At 67.2% G+C, this 16,488-nt stretch carries 28 protein-coding genes; 27 read left to right on the forward strand and 1 reads right to left on the reverse strand.

Annotated features, from left to right (window positions below; genetic code table 11):
- Positions 1–26: 26 nt before the first annotated feature.
- From rplB to truA, 27 genes are all read left to right on the forward strand, one after another.
- Entirely contained in the window at positions 27–863 is an 837-nt protein-coding gene (gene rplB, locus ACLQ2N_RS26270) for a 50S ribosomal protein L2 (protein WP_073964434.1), read from the forward strand.
- A 12-nt stretch (positions 864–875) separates the two neighbouring features.
- Positions 876–1,157 (forward strand): 30S ribosomal protein S19, encoded by a 282-nt coding sequence (gene rpsS, locus ACLQ2N_RS26275; RefSeq protein WP_018101224.1) that lies wholly within the window; start codon positions 876–878, stop codon positions 1,155–1,157.
- A gap of 40 nt (positions 1,158–1,197) precedes the next feature.
- On the forward strand, positions 1,198–1,545 hold the full coding sequence (gene rplV, locus ACLQ2N_RS26280) for a 50S ribosomal protein L22 (protein WP_004571827.1): 348 nt from the start codon (positions 1,198–1,200) through the stop codon (positions 1,543–1,545).
- Positions 1,545–2,381: a 30S ribosomal protein S3 gene (rpsC, locus tag ACLQ2N_RS26285; RefSeq protein WP_018101223.1), complete on the forward strand. Its 837-nt coding sequence runs from the start codon at positions 1,545–1,547 to the stop codon at positions 2,379–2,381. The genes rplV and rpsC overlap by 1 nt, the downstream gene beginning before the upstream one ends.
- Positions 2,382–2,386: 5 nt before the next feature.
- Positions 2,387–2,806, forward strand: coding sequence for a 50S ribosomal protein L16 (gene rplP / locus ACLQ2N_RS26290; RefSeq protein ID WP_018101222.1), 420 nt, complete (start codon positions 2,387–2,389; stop codon positions 2,804–2,806).
- The gene (gene rpmC / locus ACLQ2N_RS26295) at positions 2,806–3,030 is read left to right on the forward strand and encodes a 50S ribosomal protein L29 (RefSeq protein ID WP_014047786.1); all 225 of its coding nucleotides are present in this window, start codon (positions 2,806–2,808) and stop codon (positions 3,028–3,030) included. The genes rplP and rpmC overlap by 1 nt, the downstream gene beginning before the upstream one ends.
- Complete coding sequence (rpsQ, locus tag ACLQ2N_RS26300) at positions 3,030–3,314, forward strand: 30S ribosomal protein S17 (protein ID WP_136317111.1); 285 nt, start codon at positions 3,030–3,032, stop codon at positions 3,312–3,314. Before rpmC ends, rpsQ begins: the two co-directional genes overlap by 1 nt.
- A 101-nt stretch (positions 3,315–3,415) precedes the next feature.
- Positions 3,416–3,784, forward strand: coding sequence for a 50S ribosomal protein L14 (gene rplN, locus ACLQ2N_RS26305; RefSeq protein ID WP_003966950.1), 369 nt, complete (start codon positions 3,416–3,418; stop codon positions 3,782–3,784).
- A gap of 2 nt (positions 3,785–3,786) precedes the next feature.
- On the forward strand, positions 3,787–4,110 hold the full coding sequence (gene rplX, locus ACLQ2N_RS26310) for a 50S ribosomal protein L24 (protein ID WP_003966949.1): 324 nt from the start codon (positions 3,787–3,789) through the stop codon (positions 4,108–4,110).
- Complete coding sequence (gene rplE / locus ACLQ2N_RS26315) at positions 4,110–4,667, forward strand: 50S ribosomal protein L5 (RefSeq protein WP_018101220.1); 558 nt, start codon at positions 4,110–4,112, stop codon at positions 4,665–4,667. Before rplX ends, rplE begins: the two co-directional genes overlap by 1 nt.
- A gap of 2 nt (positions 4,668–4,669) precedes the next feature.
- Entirely contained in the window at positions 4,670–4,855 is a 186-nt protein-coding gene (locus ACLQ2N_RS26320; protein WP_003948630.1) for a type Z 30S ribosomal protein S14, read from the forward strand.
- 224 nt (positions 4,856–5,079) lie between these two features.
- Positions 5,080–5,478, forward strand: coding sequence for a 30S ribosomal protein S8 (gene rpsH / locus ACLQ2N_RS26325; RefSeq protein WP_018101219.1), 399 nt, complete (start codon positions 5,080–5,082; stop codon positions 5,476–5,478).
- A 21-nt stretch (positions 5,479–5,499) separates the two neighbouring features.
- Positions 5,500–6,039 (forward strand): 50S ribosomal protein L6, encoded by a 540-nt coding sequence (gene rplF / locus ACLQ2N_RS26330; RefSeq protein ID WP_143621230.1) that lies wholly within the window; start codon positions 5,500–5,502, stop codon positions 6,037–6,039.
- Positions 6,040–6,041: 2 nt separating this feature from the next.
- On the forward strand, positions 6,042–6,425 hold the full coding sequence (gene rplR, locus ACLQ2N_RS26335) for a 50S ribosomal protein L18 (RefSeq protein WP_018101217.1): 384 nt from the start codon (positions 6,042–6,044) through the stop codon (positions 6,423–6,425).
- A gap of 46 nt (positions 6,426–6,471) precedes the next feature.
- The gene (gene rpsE / locus ACLQ2N_RS26340; protein ID WP_018101216.1) at positions 6,472–7,077 is read left to right on the forward strand and encodes a 30S ribosomal protein S5; all 606 of its coding nucleotides are present in this window, start codon (positions 6,472–6,474) and stop codon (positions 7,075–7,077) included.
- On the forward strand, positions 7,077–7,259 hold the full coding sequence (gene rpmD, locus ACLQ2N_RS26345) for a 50S ribosomal protein L30 (RefSeq protein ID WP_003966943.1): 183 nt from the start codon (positions 7,077–7,079) through the stop codon (positions 7,257–7,259). Before rpsE ends, rpmD begins: the two co-directional genes overlap by 1 nt.
- 1 nt (position 7,260) lies before the next feature.
- Entirely contained in the window at positions 7,261–7,716 is a 456-nt protein-coding gene (rplO, locus tag ACLQ2N_RS26350) for a 50S ribosomal protein L15 (RefSeq protein WP_018101215.1), read from the forward strand.
- Positions 7,717–7,938: 222 nt separating this feature from the next.
- The gene (gene secY / locus ACLQ2N_RS26355) at positions 7,939–9,261 is read left to right on the forward strand and encodes a preprotein translocase subunit SecY (protein WP_425816610.1); all 1,323 of its coding nucleotides are present in this window, start codon (positions 7,939–7,941) and stop codon (positions 9,259–9,261) included.
- Positions 9,261–9,920, forward strand: coding sequence for an adenylate kinase (locus ACLQ2N_RS26360; RefSeq protein ID WP_425816611.1), 660 nt, complete (start codon positions 9,261–9,263; stop codon positions 9,918–9,920). The genes secY and ACLQ2N_RS26360 overlap by 1 nt, the downstream gene beginning before the upstream one ends.
- 134 nt (positions 9,921–10,054) lie before the next feature.
- On the forward strand, positions 10,055–10,891 hold the full coding sequence (gene map / locus ACLQ2N_RS26365) for a type I methionyl aminopeptidase (protein WP_425816612.1): 837 nt from the start codon (positions 10,055–10,057) through the stop codon (positions 10,889–10,891).
- 164 nt (positions 10,892–11,055) lie between these two features.
- A complete protein-coding gene (gene infA / locus ACLQ2N_RS26370; RefSeq protein ID WP_003956442.1) occupies positions 11,056–11,277 on the forward strand; it encodes a translation initiation factor IF-1 in 222 nt (73 codons plus the stop codon).
- A 60-nt stretch (positions 11,278–11,337) separates the two neighbouring features.
- Complete coding sequence (gene rpmJ, locus ACLQ2N_RS26375) at positions 11,338–11,451, forward strand: 50S ribosomal protein L36 (RefSeq protein ID WP_003956441.1); 114 nt, start codon at positions 11,338–11,340, stop codon at positions 11,449–11,451.
- A gap of 191 nt (positions 11,452–11,642) precedes the next feature.
- Positions 11,643–12,023, forward strand: a complete 381-nt coding sequence (gene rpsM, locus ACLQ2N_RS26380) for a 30S ribosomal protein S13 (protein ID WP_018101211.1) — start codon at positions 11,643–11,645, stop codon at positions 12,021–12,023.
- A 104-nt stretch (positions 12,024–12,127) separates the two neighbouring features.
- A complete protein-coding gene (rpsK, locus tag ACLQ2N_RS26385) occupies positions 12,128–12,532 on the forward strand; it encodes a 30S ribosomal protein S11 (RefSeq protein WP_003948617.1) in 405 nt (134 codons plus the stop codon).
- Between the two features lie 138 nt (positions 12,533–12,670).
- Positions 12,671–13,693, forward strand: coding sequence for a DNA-directed RNA polymerase subunit alpha (locus ACLQ2N_RS26390; RefSeq protein WP_003966937.1), 1,023 nt, complete (start codon positions 12,671–12,673; stop codon positions 13,691–13,693).
- A 274-nt stretch (positions 13,694–13,967) separates the two neighbouring features.
- The gene (gene rplQ / locus ACLQ2N_RS26395) at positions 13,968–14,444 is read left to right on the forward strand and encodes a 50S ribosomal protein L17 (RefSeq protein WP_365678549.1); all 477 of its coding nucleotides are present in this window, start codon (positions 13,968–13,970) and stop codon (positions 14,442–14,444) included.
- 88 nt (positions 14,445–14,532) lie between these two features.
- On the forward strand, positions 14,533–15,387 hold the full coding sequence (truA, locus tag ACLQ2N_RS26400) for a tRNA pseudouridine(38-40) synthase TruA (RefSeq protein WP_425816613.1): 855 nt from the start codon (positions 14,533–14,535) through the stop codon (positions 15,385–15,387).
- Positions 15,388–15,548: 161 nt separating this feature from the next.
- Here truA and ACLQ2N_RS26405 read toward each other — a convergent pair whose 3' ends face one another.
- On the reverse strand, positions 15,549–16,412 hold the full coding sequence (locus ACLQ2N_RS26405; RefSeq protein ID WP_425816614.1) for a hypothetical protein: 864 nt from the start codon (positions 16,410–16,412) through the stop codon (positions 15,549–15,551).
- Between the last annotated feature and the right edge of the window lie 76 nt (positions 16,413–16,488).

Consider the following 16,488-nt stretch of genomic DNA (forward strand, 5'->3'; position numbering starts at 1 on the left):
GTCCGGAATCGGACGAGGACTGAGAAATGGGTATCCGCAAGTACAAGCCGACGACCCCGGGCCGTCGTGGCTCCAGCGTCGCCGACTTTGTCGAGATCACGCGGTCCACGCCGGAGAAGTCGCTGGTCCGCCCCCTGCACAACAAGGGCGGCCGTAACAACACCGGTCGTGTGACCGTTCGCCACCAGGGTGGTGGCCACAAGCGCGCCTACCGCGTGATCGACTTCCGTCGTCACGACAAGGACGGCGTGCCGGCCAAGGTCGCGCACATCGAGTACGACCCCAACCGCACCGCGCGCATCGCGCTCCTGCACTACGCGGACGGCGAGAAGCGCTACATCATCGCGCCGCGTGGCCTGACGCAGGGCGACCGTGTCGAGAACGGCCCGGCCGCCGACATCAAGCCCGGCAACAACCTGGCGCTGCGCAACATCCCGGTCGGTACGACCATCCACGCCATCGAGCTGCGGCCCGGCGGCGGCGCGAAGTTCGCCCGCTCCGCGGGTGCCTCCGTGCAGCTGCTGGCGAAGGAGGGCACCATGGCCCACCTTCGTATGCCGTCGGGTGAGATCCGCCTGGTCGACGCCCGCTGCCGCGCCACCATCGGCGAGGTCGGCAACGCCGAGCAGTCGAACATCAACTGGGGCAAGGCCGGCCGCATGCGGTGGAAGGGCGTCCGCCCGACCGTCCGTGGTGTCGTGATGAACCCGGTCGACCACCCGCACGGTGGTGGTGAGGGTAAGACCTCCGGTGGCCGTCACCCGGTTTCGCCGTGGGGTAAGAAGGAAGGTCGTACTCGTTCGCCCAAGAAGGCGTCGAACAAGTACATCGTCCGCCGCCGCAAGACGAACAAGAAGCGCTAGGAGCGGGTTTAGATGCCGCGCAGTCTCAAGAAGGGGCCCTTCGTCGACGGCCACCTCGCCAAGAAGGTGGACGTACAGAACGAGGCCGGCACCAAGAACGTCATCAAGACCTGGTCCCGTCGCTCGATGATCGTCCCGGCCATGCTGGGTCACACCATCGCGGTGCACAACGGCAAGATCCACGTCCCGGTGTTCGTCACCGAGTCGATGGTCGGCCACAAGCTCGGCGAGTTCTCGCCGACTCGCACCTTCCGCGGCCACGTCAAGGACGACCGGAAGTCGAAGCGCCGCTAACGCGGGGTGACTGACTATGACTTACACCGAAGGGACAACCATGGAAGCCAGGGCCCAGGCGCGGTACATCCGCGTCACGCCCATGAAGGCCCGCCGCGTGGTGGACCTCATCCGTGGCATGGACGCCACGGAGGCTCAGGCGGTCCTGCGTTTCGCCCCGCAGGCCGCGAGCGTGCCGGTCGGCAAGGTGCTGGACAGCGCCATTGCCAACGCCGCACACAACTACGACCACACCGACGCCTCTTCGCTGGTCATCAGCGAGGCGTATGTGGATGAGGGCCCGACCCTGAAGCGGTTCCGTCCGCGTGCTCAGGGCCGTGCCTACCGGATCCGTAAGCGGACCAGCCACATCACCGTGGTCGTCAGCAGCAAGGAAGGAACCCGGTAATGGGCCAGAAGGTAAACCCGCACGGGTTCCGGCTCGGCATCACCACGGACTTCAAGTCCCGCTGGTACGCCGACAAGCTGTACAAGGACTACGTCAAGGAAGACGTCGCCATTCGTCGCATGATGACGAAGGGCATGGAGCGCGCCGGCATCTCGAAGGTTGAGATCGAGCGCACCCGCGACCGCGTCCGCGTCGACATCCACACCGCTCGCCCGGGCATCGTCATCGGCCGCCGCGGCGCCGAGGCCGACCGCATCCGCGGCGAGCTGGAGAAGCTGACCGGCAAGCAGGTCCAGCTGAACATCCTCGAGGTCAAGAACCCCGAGGTGGACGCTCAGCTGGTGGCCCAGGCCGTCGCCGAGCAGCTCTCCTCCCGCGTCTCCTTCCGTCGTGCCATGCGCAAGAGCATGCAGAGCACGATGAAGGCCGGCGCCAAGGGCATCAAGGTCCAGTGCGGCGGTCGCCTCGGCGGCGCCGAGATGTCCCGCTCGGAGTTCTACCGCGAGGGCCGTGTGCCCCTGCACACGCTCCGCGCGAACGTCGACTACGGCTTCTTCGAGGCCAAGACGACCTTCGGCCGCATCGGCGTGAAGGTCTGGATCTACAAGGGCGACGTCAAGAACATCGCCGAGGTCCGCGCCGAGAACGCTGCTGCCCGTGCGGGCAACCGCCCGGCCCGTGGCGGCGCTGACCGCCCGGCCGGCCGCGGTGGCCGCGGTGGCGAGCGTGGCGGCCGCGGCCGCAAGCCGCAGCAGTCGGCTCCGGCCGCCGAGGCCCCCAAGGCCGAGGCGACCGCCGCTGCTCCGGCTGCTGAGAGCACCGGAACGGAGGCCTGACCGAAATGCTGATCCCCCGTAGGGTCAAGCACCGCAAGCAGCACCACCCGAAGCGCAGCGGCATGTCCAAGGGTGGCACGCAGGTTGCGTTCGGCGAGTACGGCATCCAGGCGCTGACCCCGGCGTACGTGACGAACCGTCAGATCGAGTCCGCTCGTATCGCCATGACGCGTCACATCAAGCGTGGCGGCAAGGTCTGGATCAACATCTACCCGGACCGTCCCCTCACCAAGAAGCCTGCCGAGACCCGCATGGGTTCCGGTAAGGGTTCCCCGGAGTGGTGGATCGCCAACGTCAAGCCCGGACGCGTCATGTTCGAGCTGTCGTACCCCAACGAGAAGATCGCCCGTGAGGCGCTGACTCGTGCGGCCCACAAGCTGCCGATGAAGTGCCGGATCGTCAAGCGCGAGGCAGGTGAAGCGTGATGTCGGCCGGTACCAAGGCGTCCGAGCTGCGCGAGCTGGGCAACGAGGAGCTCCTCAACAAGCTCCGCGAGGCCAAGGAAGAGCTGTTCAACCTCCGTTTCCAGGCGGCGACCGGGCAGCTCGAGAACCACGGTCGGCTCAAGTCCGTCCGTAAGGACATCGCCCGGATCTACACCCTGATGCGCGAGCGCGAGCTGGGCATCGAAACGGTGGAGAGCGTCTGATGAGCGAGAACACTGTGACTGAGACCAAGACCGAGCGCGGCTTCCGCAAGACCCGCGAGGGCCTCGTCGTCAGCGACAAGATGGACAAGACCGTCGTCGTCGCCGTCGAGGACCGCGTGAAGCACGCGCTGTACGGCAAGGTCATCCGCCGTACGAACAAGCTCAAGGCCCACGACGAGCAGAACTCCGCCGGTGTCGGCGACCGCGTCCTCCTGATGGAGACCCGGCCGCTGTCCGCCACCAAGCGGTGGCGCATCGTCGAGATCCTCGAGAAGGCCAAGTAATTCCTGAGGGGACTTCCCCTCAGGTCAGTTCCGCCAGGCTCGGCAGGGGCACCCGTTAGCGGGGCCCCTGCCGGGAACCGGCAGACGATCAGGAGATAGACGTGATCCAGCAGGAGTCGCGACTGCGCGTCGCCGACAACACGGGTGCGAAGGAAATTCTCACCATCCGTGTTCTCGGTGGCTCGGGTCGCCGCTACGCGGGCATCGGTGACGTCATCGTCGCCACCGTCAAGGACGCGATCCCCGGTGGCAACGTGAAGAAGGGTGACGTCGTCAAGGCGGTCATCGTTCGCACCGTCAAGGAGCGTCGTCGCCAGGATGGCTCGTACATCCGCTTCGACGAGAACGCCGCCGTCATTCTGAAGAACGACGGCGACCCCCGCGGCACCCGTATCTTCGGCCCGGTGGGCCGTGAGCTGCGCGAGAAGAAGTTCATGAAGATCATCTCGCTCGCGCCGGAGGTGCTGTAAGCATGAAGATCAAGAAGGGCGACCTGGTACAGGTCATCACCGGTAAGGACAAGGGCAAGCAGGGCAAGGTCATCGTGGCCTACCCCGCTCAGGACCGCGTCCTCGTCGAGGGTGTCAACCGGGTCAAGAAGCACACCAAGGCCGGCCAGACCGCTCGCGGTTCGCAGACCGGTGGCATTGTGACGACCGAGGCCCCGATCCACGTCAGCAACGTGCAGCTGGTTGTTGAGAAGGACGGCAACAAGGTCGTTACTCGCGTCGGCTACCGCTTTGACGACGAGGGCAACAAGATCCGTGTTGCCAAGCGCACCGGTGAGGACATCTGATGACTACCACCACCGCGCCGCGTCTCAAGACGCGCTACCGCGAGGAAATCGCCGGCAAGCTGCGTGAGGAGTTCTCCTACGAGAACGTCATGCAGATCCCCGGTCTGGTCAAGATCGTGGTCAACATGGGTGTGGGCGACGCCGCCCGCGACTCCAAGCTGATCGACGGTGCCGTCAAGGACCTCACCACGATCACCGGTCAGAAGCCGGCCGTCACCAAGGCCCGCAAGTCGATCGCGCAGTTCAAGCTGCGCGAGGGGCAGCCGATCGGCTGCCACGTCACCCTCCGCGGTGACCGCATGTGGGAGTTCCTGGACCGTACGCTGTCGCTCGCGCTGCCGCGTATCCGTGACTTCCGCGGCCTGTCGCCCAAGCAGTTCGACGGCCGTGGCAACTACACCTTCGGTCTCACGGAGCAGGTCATGTTCCACGAGATCGACCAGGACAAGATCGACCGGGTCCGGGGCATGGACATCACCGTGGTCACCACGGCGACCAATGACGACGAGGGTCGTGCCCTCCTTCGTCACCTCGGCTTCCCGTTCAAGGAGAACTGACCGTGGCGAAGAAGGCTCTGATCGCTAAGGCCGCCCGTAAGCCGAAGTTCGGCGTCCGGGGTTACACCCGGTGCCAGCGCTGCGGCCGGCCCCACTCCGTCTACCGCAAGTTCGGCCTGTGCCGCGTGTGCCTTCGTGAGATGGCTCACCGTGGCGAGCTGCCGGGCGTGACCAAGAGCTCCTGGTAATTCTCCTTCGCCCTCTGGGCGTTGGGAATCACCGGAGACTCTCGGTAAGCATCTGGTCGGCAGGAGTCCGGCCCCGCATGCCGTAGGCTTGCAGGGTTGGGCGCCTGCCGCCCATGACCGACTTACTACGCCGTAGGTCCCCGCACCGCACCCGTCCCGCCTCTGAGCGGGGAGAGGGATGGCGCATACAGGAAACCCCGGCGAGAGAGGCCGAAGGCCAACTCATGACCATGACTGATCCCATCGCAGACATGCTCACGCGTCTGCGCAACGCGAACTCGGCGTATCACGACGACGTCGTGATGCCGCACAGCAAGATCAAGTCGCACATCGCGGAGATCCTCCAGCAGGAGGGCTTCATCACCGGCTGGAAGGTCGAGGACGCCGAGGTCGGCAAGAACCTCGTCCTCCAGCTGAAGTTCGGCCCGAACCGCGAGCGCTCGATCGCCGGCATCAAGCGCATTTCGAAGCCGGGTCTGCGTGTCTACGCAAAGTCCACCAACCTGCCGAAGGTCCTCGGCGGCCTGGGCGTGGCGATCATCTCCACGTCCCACGGTCTCCTGACCGGCCAGCAGGCTCAGAAGAAGGGCGTAGGTGGGGAAGTCCTCGCCTACGTCTGGTAGTCGGGAACGGAGGAATAGCTCATGTCGCGAATCGGCAAGCTCCCCATCCAGGTTCCCGCCGGTGTGGACGTCACCATCGATGGCCGGACGGTCAACGTGAAGGGCCCCAAGGGCACCCTCACGCACACCGTTGCGGCGCCCATCGAGGTCACCAAGGGTGAGGACGGCGTCCTGAACGTCGTCCGCCCGAACGACGAGCGTCAGAACAAGGCCCTGCACGGCCTGTCCCGCACGCTGGTGGCGAACATGATCACCGGTGTGACCCAGGGGTACATCAAGGCGCTCGAGATCAGCGGTGTCGGTTACCGCGTCCAGGCGAAGGGCTCCAACCTGGAGTTCGCCCTGGGCTACAGCCACCCGATCCTGATCGAGGCCCCGGAGGGCATCACCTTCAAGGTGGAGACCCCCACGAAGTTCACCGTCGAGGGCATCGACAAGCAGAAGGTCGGCGAGACCGCGGCCAAGATCCGCAAGCTGCGGAAGCCTGACCCGTACAAGGCCAAGGGCGTCAAGTACGCCGGCGAGGTCATCCGCCGCAAGGTCGGAAAGGCTGGTAAGTAGCCATGGCATACGGCGTGAAGATCGCCAAGGGCGACGCGTACAAGCGCGCGGCTCGCAAGCGGCGCCACATCCGCGTCCGCAAGCACATCTCCGGTTCGCCGGAGCGTCCGCGCCTGGTCGTGACCCGCTCCAACCGTCACATGGTCGCCCAGATCATCGACGACATCGCGGGCCACACGCTCGCGTCGGCGTCGACCCTGGACGTCTCCATCCGTGGTGGCGAGGGCGACAAGAGCAGCCAGGCCAAGCAGGTCGGCGCCCTGGTCGCCGAGCGTGCCAAGGCCGCAGGCGTCGAGGCCGTCGTGTTTGACCGCGGTGGTAACCAGTACGCCGGGCGGATTGCCGCTCTGGCTGACGCCGCCCGTGAAGCCGGGCTGAAGTTCTAGCCCCGGTTCCTACGCACAGCGGACGTAACAGAGAGAGGTAAATCCAATGGCTGGACCCCAGCGCCGCGGAAGCGGTGCCGGTGGCGGCGAGCGGCGGGACCGGAAGGGCCGTGACGGCGGCGCTGCCGCCGCCGAGAAGACCGCGTACGTCGAGCGTGTCGTCGCGATCAACCGAGTCGCCAAGGTTGTGAAGGGTGGTCGTCGCTTCAGCTTCACCGCGCTGGTCGTGGTGGGCGATGGTGACGGCACCGTCGGTGTCGGTTACGGCAAGGCCAAGGAAGTTCCCGCGGCCATCGCCAAGGGCGTGGAAGAGGCCAAGAAGAACTTCTTCAAGGTCCCGCGTATCCAGGGCACCATCCCTCACCCGATCCAGGGTGAGAAGGCCGCGGGCGTCGTCCTGCTCAAGCCGGCTTCCCCCGGTACCGGTGTGATCGCCGGTGGCCCGGTGCGCGCCGTTCTCGAGTGCGCCGGCGTCCACGACATCCTGTCGAAGTCGCTCGGGTCCTCGAACCCGATCAACATCGTGCACGCGACCGTGGCGGCCCTCCAGGGCCTGCAGCGTCCCGAGGAGATCGCGGCCCGCCGCGGTCTGCCCCTCGAGGACGTCGCCCCCGCGGCTCTGCTTCGTGCGCGTGCGGGAGCGGGTGCGTAATGGCTCGCCTCAAGATCACGCAGACGAAGTCGTACATCGGCAGCAAGCAGAACCACCGCGACACCCTGCGTTCGCTCGGGCTCAAGCGCCTGAACGACTCGGTTGTCAAGGAGGACCGCCCCGAGTTCCGCGGCATGGTGCACACCGTCCGCCACCTCGTGACGGTTGAGGAGGTCGACTGACATGGCGGAGAACAAGCCGCTGAAGGCCCATGACCTCCGGCCTGCCCCGGGCGCCAAGACCGCCAAGACCCGTGTGGGTCGTGGTGAGGCGTCCAAGGGTAAGACCGCTGGTCGTGGCACCAAGGGCACCAAGGCCCGCTACCAGGTTCCGCAGCGCTTCGAGGGTGGGCAGATGCCCCTCCACATGCGTCTGCCGAAGCTCAAGGGCTTCAAGAACCCGTTCCGCACGGAGTACCAGGTCGTGAACCTGGACAAGCTCGCGACGCTCTACCCCGAGGGTGGAGAGGTCACGGTGGCCGACCTGGTCGCCAAGGGTGCCGTGCGCAACAACCACCTCGTCAAGGTCCTCGGACAGGGCGAGATCTCCGTGGCGCTGCAGGTTTCGGTTGACGCCGTCTCCGGCTCCGCCAAGGAGAAGATCACCGCCGCCGGCGGTACCGTCACCGAACTGGTCTGAGACAACTCGGACACTTCGGTGACCTGAACATCCGACCGGGGATGCCTCTCAAATGGGGCATCCCCGGTTGGTCGTTCCTAGGGGGGCATGTACGCCGGTAAGGTGGCGTCCGTTGCTGTGGTATCCCCTGGGCGCACGCGTCCGGGCTCCTTGGCTTTTTCGTATCCGTCGATCCTCAAGACCGTCACCTCTACGCTCTGCGCGGGGGTCGCAGGAGGCACCGTGCTCACCGGCTTCGCCCGGGCGTTCAAGACGCCCGACCTGCGCAAGAAGCTGCTCTTCACTCTCGGCATCATCGTGCTCTACCGGCTCGGGGCCCACATCCCGGTACCGGGCGTGAGCTACGAGAACGTCCAGACCTGTGTTGATCAGGCCAGCAAGGGCAACAACAGCCTCTTCGGCCTGGTGAACATGTTCAGCGGTGGTGCGCTGCTGCAGATCACGATCTTCGCGCTCGGCATCATGCCGTACATCACGGCCAGCATCATTCTCCAGCTGCTGACCGTGGTCATCCCCCGACTCGAGGCGCTCAAGAAGGAGGGGCAGTCCGGCACGGCGAAGATCACGCAGTACACGCGTTATCTGACGGTCGCGCTCGCCATCCTCCAGGGCACCGGCCTGGTCGCCACCGCCCGTAGCGGCGCCCTGTTCAGCGGCTGCCCGGTCGCCGACCAGATCGTCCCGAACGACTCGCTGTTCACGACCATCACGATGGTCATCACGATGACCGCCGGCACCGCCGCCGTCATGTGGCTCGGTGAGCTCATCACCGACCGCGGCATCGGCAACGGCATGTCGATCCTGATGTTCATCTCGATCGCCGCGACCTTCCCGTCGGCCATGTGGGCCATCAAGACGAGCGGCAAGCTGGCGGACGGCTGGATCGAGTTCGCCGCCGTCATCCTCATCGGCTTCGTCATGGTGGCCCTCGTCGTCTTCGTCGAGCAGGCCCAGCGCCGCGTCCCGGTGCAGTACGCGAAGCGCATGATCGGACGCCGCTCGTACGGTGGCACCTCCACCTACATCCCGCTGAAGGTGAACCAGGCGGGTGTGATCCCCGTCATCTTCGCTTCGTCGCTGCTCTACATCCCGGCCCTGATCGTCCAGTTCTCCAACTCCAAGGCGGGCTGGGCGATCTGGATCCAGGACAACCTGACCAAGGGCGACCACCCCATCTACATGACGGTCTACTTCCTGCTGATCGTGTTCTTCGCCTTCTTCTACGTGGCGATCTCGTTCAACCCCGAGGAAGTGGCCGACAACATGAAGAAGTATGGTGGCTTCATCCCGGGTATCCGGGCTGGTCGACCTACTGCCGAGTATCTGAGCTATGTGCTCAACAGGATCACTTGGCCGGGCTCGCTGTACCTGGGTCTGATCGCTCTGGTGCCGACGATGGCGTTGGCAAGCTTCGGCGGTGGCGCCAACCAGAACTTCCCGTTCGGCGGGACGAGCATCCTCATCATCGTGGGTGTGGGTCTGGAGACCGTGAAGCAGATCGAGAGTCAGCTCCAGCAGCGCAATTACGAAGGGTTCCTCCGCTGATGCGAATCGTCCTCGTCGGCCCGCCGGGTGCCGGCAAGGGAACGCAGGCCGCGTACCTTGCCAAGAACCTGTCGATTCCGCACATCTCCACGGGCGACCTCTTCCGCGCCAACATCAGCCAGGGCACCGACCTTGGCAAGCAGGCCCGCGCCTACATGGACGCCGGGCAGCTGGTGCCGGACGAGGTGACGAACGGGATGGCCAAGGACCGCATGTCCCAGCCGGACGCGGTCGACGGCTTCCTGCTCGACGGCTTCCCGCGCAACGTGGGCCAGGCCGAAGCCCTGGACGTGATGCTGAAGGACGAGGGCGTGAAGCTGGACGCCGTGCTCGACCTGGAGGTCCCCGAGGACGAGGTCGTGAAGCGGATCGCGGGTCGCCGCATCTGCCGCAACGACAGCGCGCACGTCTTCCACGTCACGTACAACCCGCCGAAGGCCGAGGGCGTCTGCGACGCCTGCGGCGGCGAGCTGTACCAGCGCGACGACGACACCGAGGAGACGGTGCGTACCCGGCTGGAGGTCTACCACACGCAGACCGAGCCGATCATCGACTACTACCGGGCGCAGGGCCTGGTGGTCACCATCTCCGCACTCGGGAAGGTCACCGACGTGACCGACCGGGCCATGGCGGCGCTGAAGAAGTCCGCGGAGGACTGAGCGCAGCTCCGACCCTGTCGTAAGCGCAGTACAAGCCGGCCGCGGCGTCCTCGGACGCCGCGGCCGACTGCTTGCCGCGGCGTATCGTGGAAGCCCTCCCCCCGTCACCCGTCCCACCGGAAAGGCGCCGCAGCATGGTGCAGATCAAGACCCCCGAGCAGATCGCGAAGATGCGTGAGGCGGGGCTGGTGGTCGCTGCCATCCACGCGGCCACCCGTGAGGCGGCGGTGCCCGGCGCCACCACCCGCGACCTGGACCAGGTCGCCCGCAAGGTGATCGCCGACCACGGCGCGAAGTCGAACTTCCTCGGGTACGGCGGGTTCCCCGCCACCATCTGCACCTCCGTGAACGAGGTCGTCGTCCACGGCATCCCGGACGACAAGACGGTCCTCAAGGACGGCGACATCATCTCCATCGACGCCGGGGCGATCGTGGACGGCTGGCACGGCGACGCCGCGTACACCGCCTTCGTGGGCACGGGGCACGCTCCGGAGCTGGTCGAGCTCTCCCGGGTGACCGAGGAGTCGATGTGGGCCGGCATCGCCGCGATGAAGGTCAACAACCGCCTCGTCGACATCTCGAAGGCGATCGAGTCCTACATCCGCCGCCAGCCCCGCCCGGCCACCGGCAAGTACGGGATCATCGAGGACTACGGCGGGCACGGCATCGGCACCGAGATGCACATGGACCCGCACCTGCTGAACTACGTCTCCCGCAAGCGCGGCAAGGGCATCAAGCTGGTTCCGGGCCTCTGCCTGGCCATCGAGCCCATGGTCTCGCTGGGCACCCCGCACACGGAGGTGCTGGAGGACGAGTGGACCGTCATCACCACGGACGGCACCTGGTCCTCGCACTGGGAGCACTCCATCGCCCTGACGGAGCAGGGCCCCCTGGTCCTCACCGCCCCGGACTGCGGCCGCGCGAAGCTGGCGCAGTACGGCGTGGAGGCGGCTCCCGATCCCCTGGGCTGATTGGGGTCCGCGGGGAGGTCTAAGGATCTCCCAGGCTGGGCAAACTTGACGGATTCGCATTCGGGGGTTCGCTGACGTAGACTGACTCGTCGGCTCTCGTGCATCCGTGTGCCCGCATACGAAGAACGAAAGTCGATCAAGGTAGCCGATTCGAAGGGCGAAGCGTGGCCAAGAAGCAAGGTGCCATCGAAATTGAGGGCACCGTGATCGAGTCCCTCCCGAACGCCATGTTCAAGGTGGAACTCCAGAACGGTCACAAGGTCCTCGCGCACATCAGCGGCAAGATGCGTATGCACTACATCCGCATCCTCCCGGATGACCGGGTCGTCGTGGAGCTCTCTCCGTACGACCTGACGCGTGGCCGGATCGTCTACCGCTACAAGTAGATCTTGCCGCCGTCCGCTTCCGTGCGGACGTGGGCACTGACCCGGAGAACCTGACATCCCATGAAGGTCAAGCCGAGCGTCAAGAAGATCTGCGACAAGTGCAAGGTGATCCGCCGTCACGGCCGGGTCATGGTCATCTGCGACAACCTGCGCCACAAGCAGCGCCAGGGCTGACGCACGACCCCCTGCATCTCGCAGTTCGCGCGACGCACGTAACACGTACATACGCAGAACCCGTCCAAGCCACGGCTGACGGCACCTCCGGCGGGGGCCGGGGACCCGGGCGTACCACCTCTCCCAGCGAGGGGTCGGCGGTCGGGAGTGGTTCTGCGGAAGACCCCCGACTTAACAACTGGAGCCATTGAATGGCACGCGTTTCAGGTGTTGACATCCCGCGCGAAAAGCGCGTGGAGGTTGCCCTCACCTACGTCTTCGGCATCGGGCGCACCCGGTCCAAGGAGATCCTCGCCGCCTCCGGCGTGAACCCGAACACCCGCGTTCGCGACCTGGCCGAAGAGGACCTGGTCAAGATCCGCGAGTACGTGGACGCCAACCTCCGCACCGAGGGTGACCTCCGCCGCGAGATCCAGGCCGACATCCGCCGCAAGGTCGAGATCGGCTGCTACCAGGGTCTCCGTCACCGTCGCGGTCTGCCGGTCCACGGCCAGCGCACCAGCACCAACGCCCGTACCCGCAAGGGTCCGCGTCGCGCGATCGCCGGCAAGAAGAAGCCCGGCAAGAAGTAGTCCTCAGCGGACGCACTGCGGGCGACCGGCTTCCCGGCCACCGCAGCAACCAGCGGTCTTCGCTGTAGGACCGATCACCTCCCCTCTCCATCTGGAGTCAAGACATGCCCCCCAAGGGTCGTCAGGGCGCAGCCAAGAAGGTGCGCCGCAAGGAAAAGAAGAACGTCGCTCACGGCCACGCGCACATCAAGAGCACGTTCAACAACACGATCGTCTCGATCACGGACCCCACGGGCAACGTGATCTCCTGGGCCTCCGCCGGCCACGTCGGCTTCAAGGGCTCGCGCAAGTCCACCCCCTTCGCCGCGCAGATGGCCGCCGAGTCGGCCGCCCGCCGCGCGCAGGAGCACGGCATGCGCAAGGTCGACGTCTTCGTGAAGGGTCCGGGCTCCGGCCGCGAGACCGCGATCCGCTCCCTCCAGGCCACCGGCCTCGAGGTCGGCTCGATCCAGGACGTCACCCCGACGCCGCACAACGGCTGCCGTCCGCCGAAGCGTCGCCGCGTCTGAGCCGTCACGGCCGGTGACGGCCGTGCGTCAGTAGCGCCGGGTCCGGGCGGTACACCTCTTCCGAGGCGTACCGCCCGTACCCTTGTTACATCTGTCGGGCATCAAATAGTGGGTGCCCACGACTGAAGGACTCACATCATGCTGATCGCTCAGCGTCCGTCGCTGACCGAAGAGGTCGTCGACGAGTTCCGCTCGCGGTTCGTCATCGAGCCGCTGGAGCCCGGCTTCGGCTACACGCTCGGCAACTCCCTGCGCCGCACGCTCCTCTCCTCGATCCCGGGTGCCGCTGTCACCAGCATCCGCATCGACGGTGTCCTGCACGAGTTCACCACCGTGCCGGGCGTCAAGGAGGACGTGACCGACCTCATCCTCAACATCAAGCAGCTGGTCGTCTCCTCGGAGCACGACGAGCCCGTCGTGATGTACCTGCGCAAGCAGGGCCCCGGCCTGGTCACCGCCGCGGACATCGCCCCGCCGGCCGGTGTCGAGGTGCACAACCCGGACCTCGTCCTCGCCACGCTGAACGGCAAGGGCAAGCTGGAGATGGAGCTGACCGTCGAGCGCGGTCGCGGCTACGTCTCCGCCGTCCAGAACAAGCAGGTCGGCCAGGAGATCGGCCGCATTCCGGTCGACTCCATCTACTCGCCGGTGCTCAAGGTCACGTACAAGGTCGAGGCGACCCGTGTCGAGCAGCGCACCGACTTCGACAAGCTGATCGTCGACGTCGAGACCAAGCAGGCCATGCGTCCGCGTGACGCGATGGCGTCGGCCGGTAAGACCCTGGTCGAGCTGTTCGGTCTGGCGCGCGAGCTCAACATCGACGCCGAGGGCATCGACATGGGCCCGTCGCCGACGGACGCCGCGCTCGCGGCGGACCTGGCGCTGCCGATCGAGGAGCTGGAGCTCACGGTCCGCTCGTACAACTGCCTGAAGCGCGAGGGCATCCACTCGGTGGGCGAGCTGGTGGCCCGCTCCGAGGCGGACCTGCTCGACATCCGCAACTTCGGTGCGAAGTCGATCGACGAGGTCAAGGCGAAGCTGGCCGGTATGGGCCTGGCGCTGAAGGACTCGCCTCCCGGCTTCGACCCGACCGCCGCGGCCGACGCCTTCGGCGCGGACGACGACGCGGACGCCGGTTTCGTGGAGACCGAGCAGTACTAGTACGCCTTCCGGCCGGGCGCCCGGTTCTGCTGGGTGCCCCGGTCCGGGCGAGGGCTTTTGTCCTCAATCGCCGGACGGGCTGGATTTTCGGGCTGAGGCCCGGATTTCGGGTGCCGACGCGCTCGGTCTTCGGGGTGATGCCCGGATCTCGGGTGCGGACGCCGACTCGCAGTGATGTCGGTGCGGCGACAGCACACACTTCCGCGTGACGACCGTCGCGTGGGAACTGACACCGGTACCTGATACGGCCGGTGCAGCACACAAGGAGAAACCCATGCCGAAGCCCGCCAAGGGTGCCCGTCTGGGCGGCAGCGCCGCGCACGAGAAGCTTCTTCTCAACAACCTCGCGAAGTCGCTGTTCGAGCACGGCCGCATCACCACGACCGAGGCCAAGGCCCGCCGCCTGCGTCCGGTCGCGGAGCGTTTCATCACCAAGGCGAAGAAGGGCGACATCCACAACCGTCGCCTGGTGCTGGAGTCGATCACGGACAAGGGCGTCGTCCACACGCTCTTCACCGAGATCGCCCCGCGGTACGAGAACCGCCCCGGTGGTTACACCCGCATCACCAAGATCGGCAACCGTCGTGGCGACAACGCCCCGATGGCCGTCATCGAGCTGGTCGAGGCGCTGACCGTGGCGCAGCAGGCCACCGGTGAGGCCGAGGCCGCCACCAAGCGTGCGGTCAAGGAAGACGCGGCCAAGAAGGACGAGACCCCGGTCGAGTCCGTCGAGGACGCGCAGGACGCCTGAGCGTTCCGGAACCACTGAACGGGTCCGCATCACCCTCCGGGGCGGTGCGGGCCCGTTCGGCTGTGCGGGATCTTGAGAGGATGCGCTGGTGAGTGACGAGGTGGAGCCCGGCTTCGTACGGGTACGGCTGGACCTGGCCTACGACGGCAAGGACTTCTCGGGCTGGGCGAAGCAGACCGCGCGGCGGACCGTCCAGGGCGAGATCGAGGACGCGCTGCGGACCGTGACCCGCTCCTCGCGCACGTACGACCTCACGGTGGCCGGCCGTACCGACGCCGGGGTGCACGCCCGGGGCCAGGTCGCCCATGTCGATCTGCCGGACGAGGTGTGGGCCGAGCACGAGGAGAAGCTGCTGAGGCGGCTCGCCGGGCGGATGGCCCCCGATGTGCGGGTCTGGCGGGTCAAGGAGGCGCCGCCCGGGTTCAACGCCCGGTTCTCCGCCCTGTGGCGCCGGTACGCGTACCGCGTCGCCGACCGCCCCGGCGGCGTCGACCCCCTGGTCCGGGGCCACGTGCTCTGGCACGACCGGCCGCTGGACGTGGCCGTGATGAACGCCGCCGCGGCCCGGATGACCGGGGAGCACGACTTCGCGGCGTACTGCAAGAAGCGCGAGGGCGCGACGACCATCCGGACGCTCCAGAAGCTGCACTGGGTGCGGGACCGGGAGACCGGGATCATCACCGGGACGGTGCAGGCGGACGCGTTCTGCCACAACATGGTGCGCGCCCTCGTCGGCGCGATGCTCTTCGTGGGCGACGGGCGGCGCCCCGACCCGTGGCCGGCCGAGGTGCTCGCGGCCGGGGTGCGCGACCCCGGGGTGCACGTGGTACGCCCGCACGGGCTGACGCTGGAGGAGGTCGCGTACCCGGCCGACGAGCTGCTGGCGGCGCGCGCGGTGGAGGCACGCAACGTGCGGACGCTGCCCGGGGCGGGCTGCTGTTAGTGCCGCGTCAGCCAAGGTTCGCCCCGTCGCGACGCCATGCACGCACTCTCGCCGCACCGGCCGGAAGCCCGAGTACGTCCCGTACGAGGGCTTTCGGCCGGCACGCCGAGAGCACGCACCTGACGCCGCTCCTCACCGGGCAAACCTTGGCTGACGCGGCACTACGTGGTCGTGATGTCGGCGGCGGCCGACGCCTGGACCTCGCCGCGGTGGCGGATCCGGCGGAACGTGTAGTCGGTGAGGTCGTCGCCGGTCGTGTACACGTCCTTGTCGGCCTTGGTGGCGTTGCGGCCGTCCGTGAAGCCGCCGACCGTGAAGTACGCGTAGCGGCCGTAGGAATTCGCGGTGCGGCGGCAGATCACGCCGTCGCGGCAGAAGACCGGGACGCCCGGCCCGCTCAGCGAGGCCAGGCCGCCGGTCGCCAGCCGCGCGGTGCGTTTCGCCTGGGCCTCCGTGTCGAAGACCGCGATGCCGACGGTGACCGCCACGCCGTTGCGGCTGTACGTGGCCCGGATGACCTGGTCGCAGCCGTTGGCGGTGAGGATCGCGCCCAGCGCGCCCTGAGCGGTCGCCGCGCACTGCTTGGTGCGGTGGGTCGCGCCCCTGGCGTACGTACGGCCTTCGGCGGTCAGCCGGTCGCCGGGGAAGAAGGCGTCGACGTCGACCGGCAGCCGGTCCTTCTCCACATCGGCTATGTAGTCCCGGGGGTCCGGCGGGGGCGGGGGCGCCATGGAGGAGAAGGACGGTTCGGGGGCGGGGAGCTCGGTGGGCAGGTCGTCCGCCGTGGGGAGCTCACTCGCGTGCTTCCCCGTGTCGCGGCGGGAGCCGTCGCCGTTCACCGAGACCACCGCCGTCGCCACGGCCGCGGCGACGGCCGCCGTGGCGAGGGCGCCGCCGCCGATCAGCAGCCACTTCTTGCGCCTGGCGCGGGCCGCGGAGGCGTCGGCGAGCGCCTCCCAGTCGGGAGTACTGCCGTTCCCCGGCCCCTCGGGCCCCTGGAAGGGCCCCCCGTCCCCAAAGCTCATGCCGCGCATCCTAGGGCCTTTCGTTCGGGTCAGGCCGGATCAGGGAGCGGGCCTGATCCGGACGACAGGCCCTGAC

Source organism: Streptomyces sp. DT224 (genome assembly GCF_049844595.1).
Classification (GTDB): Bacteria; Actinomycetota; Actinomycetes; order Streptomycetales; family Streptomycetaceae; genus Streptomyces.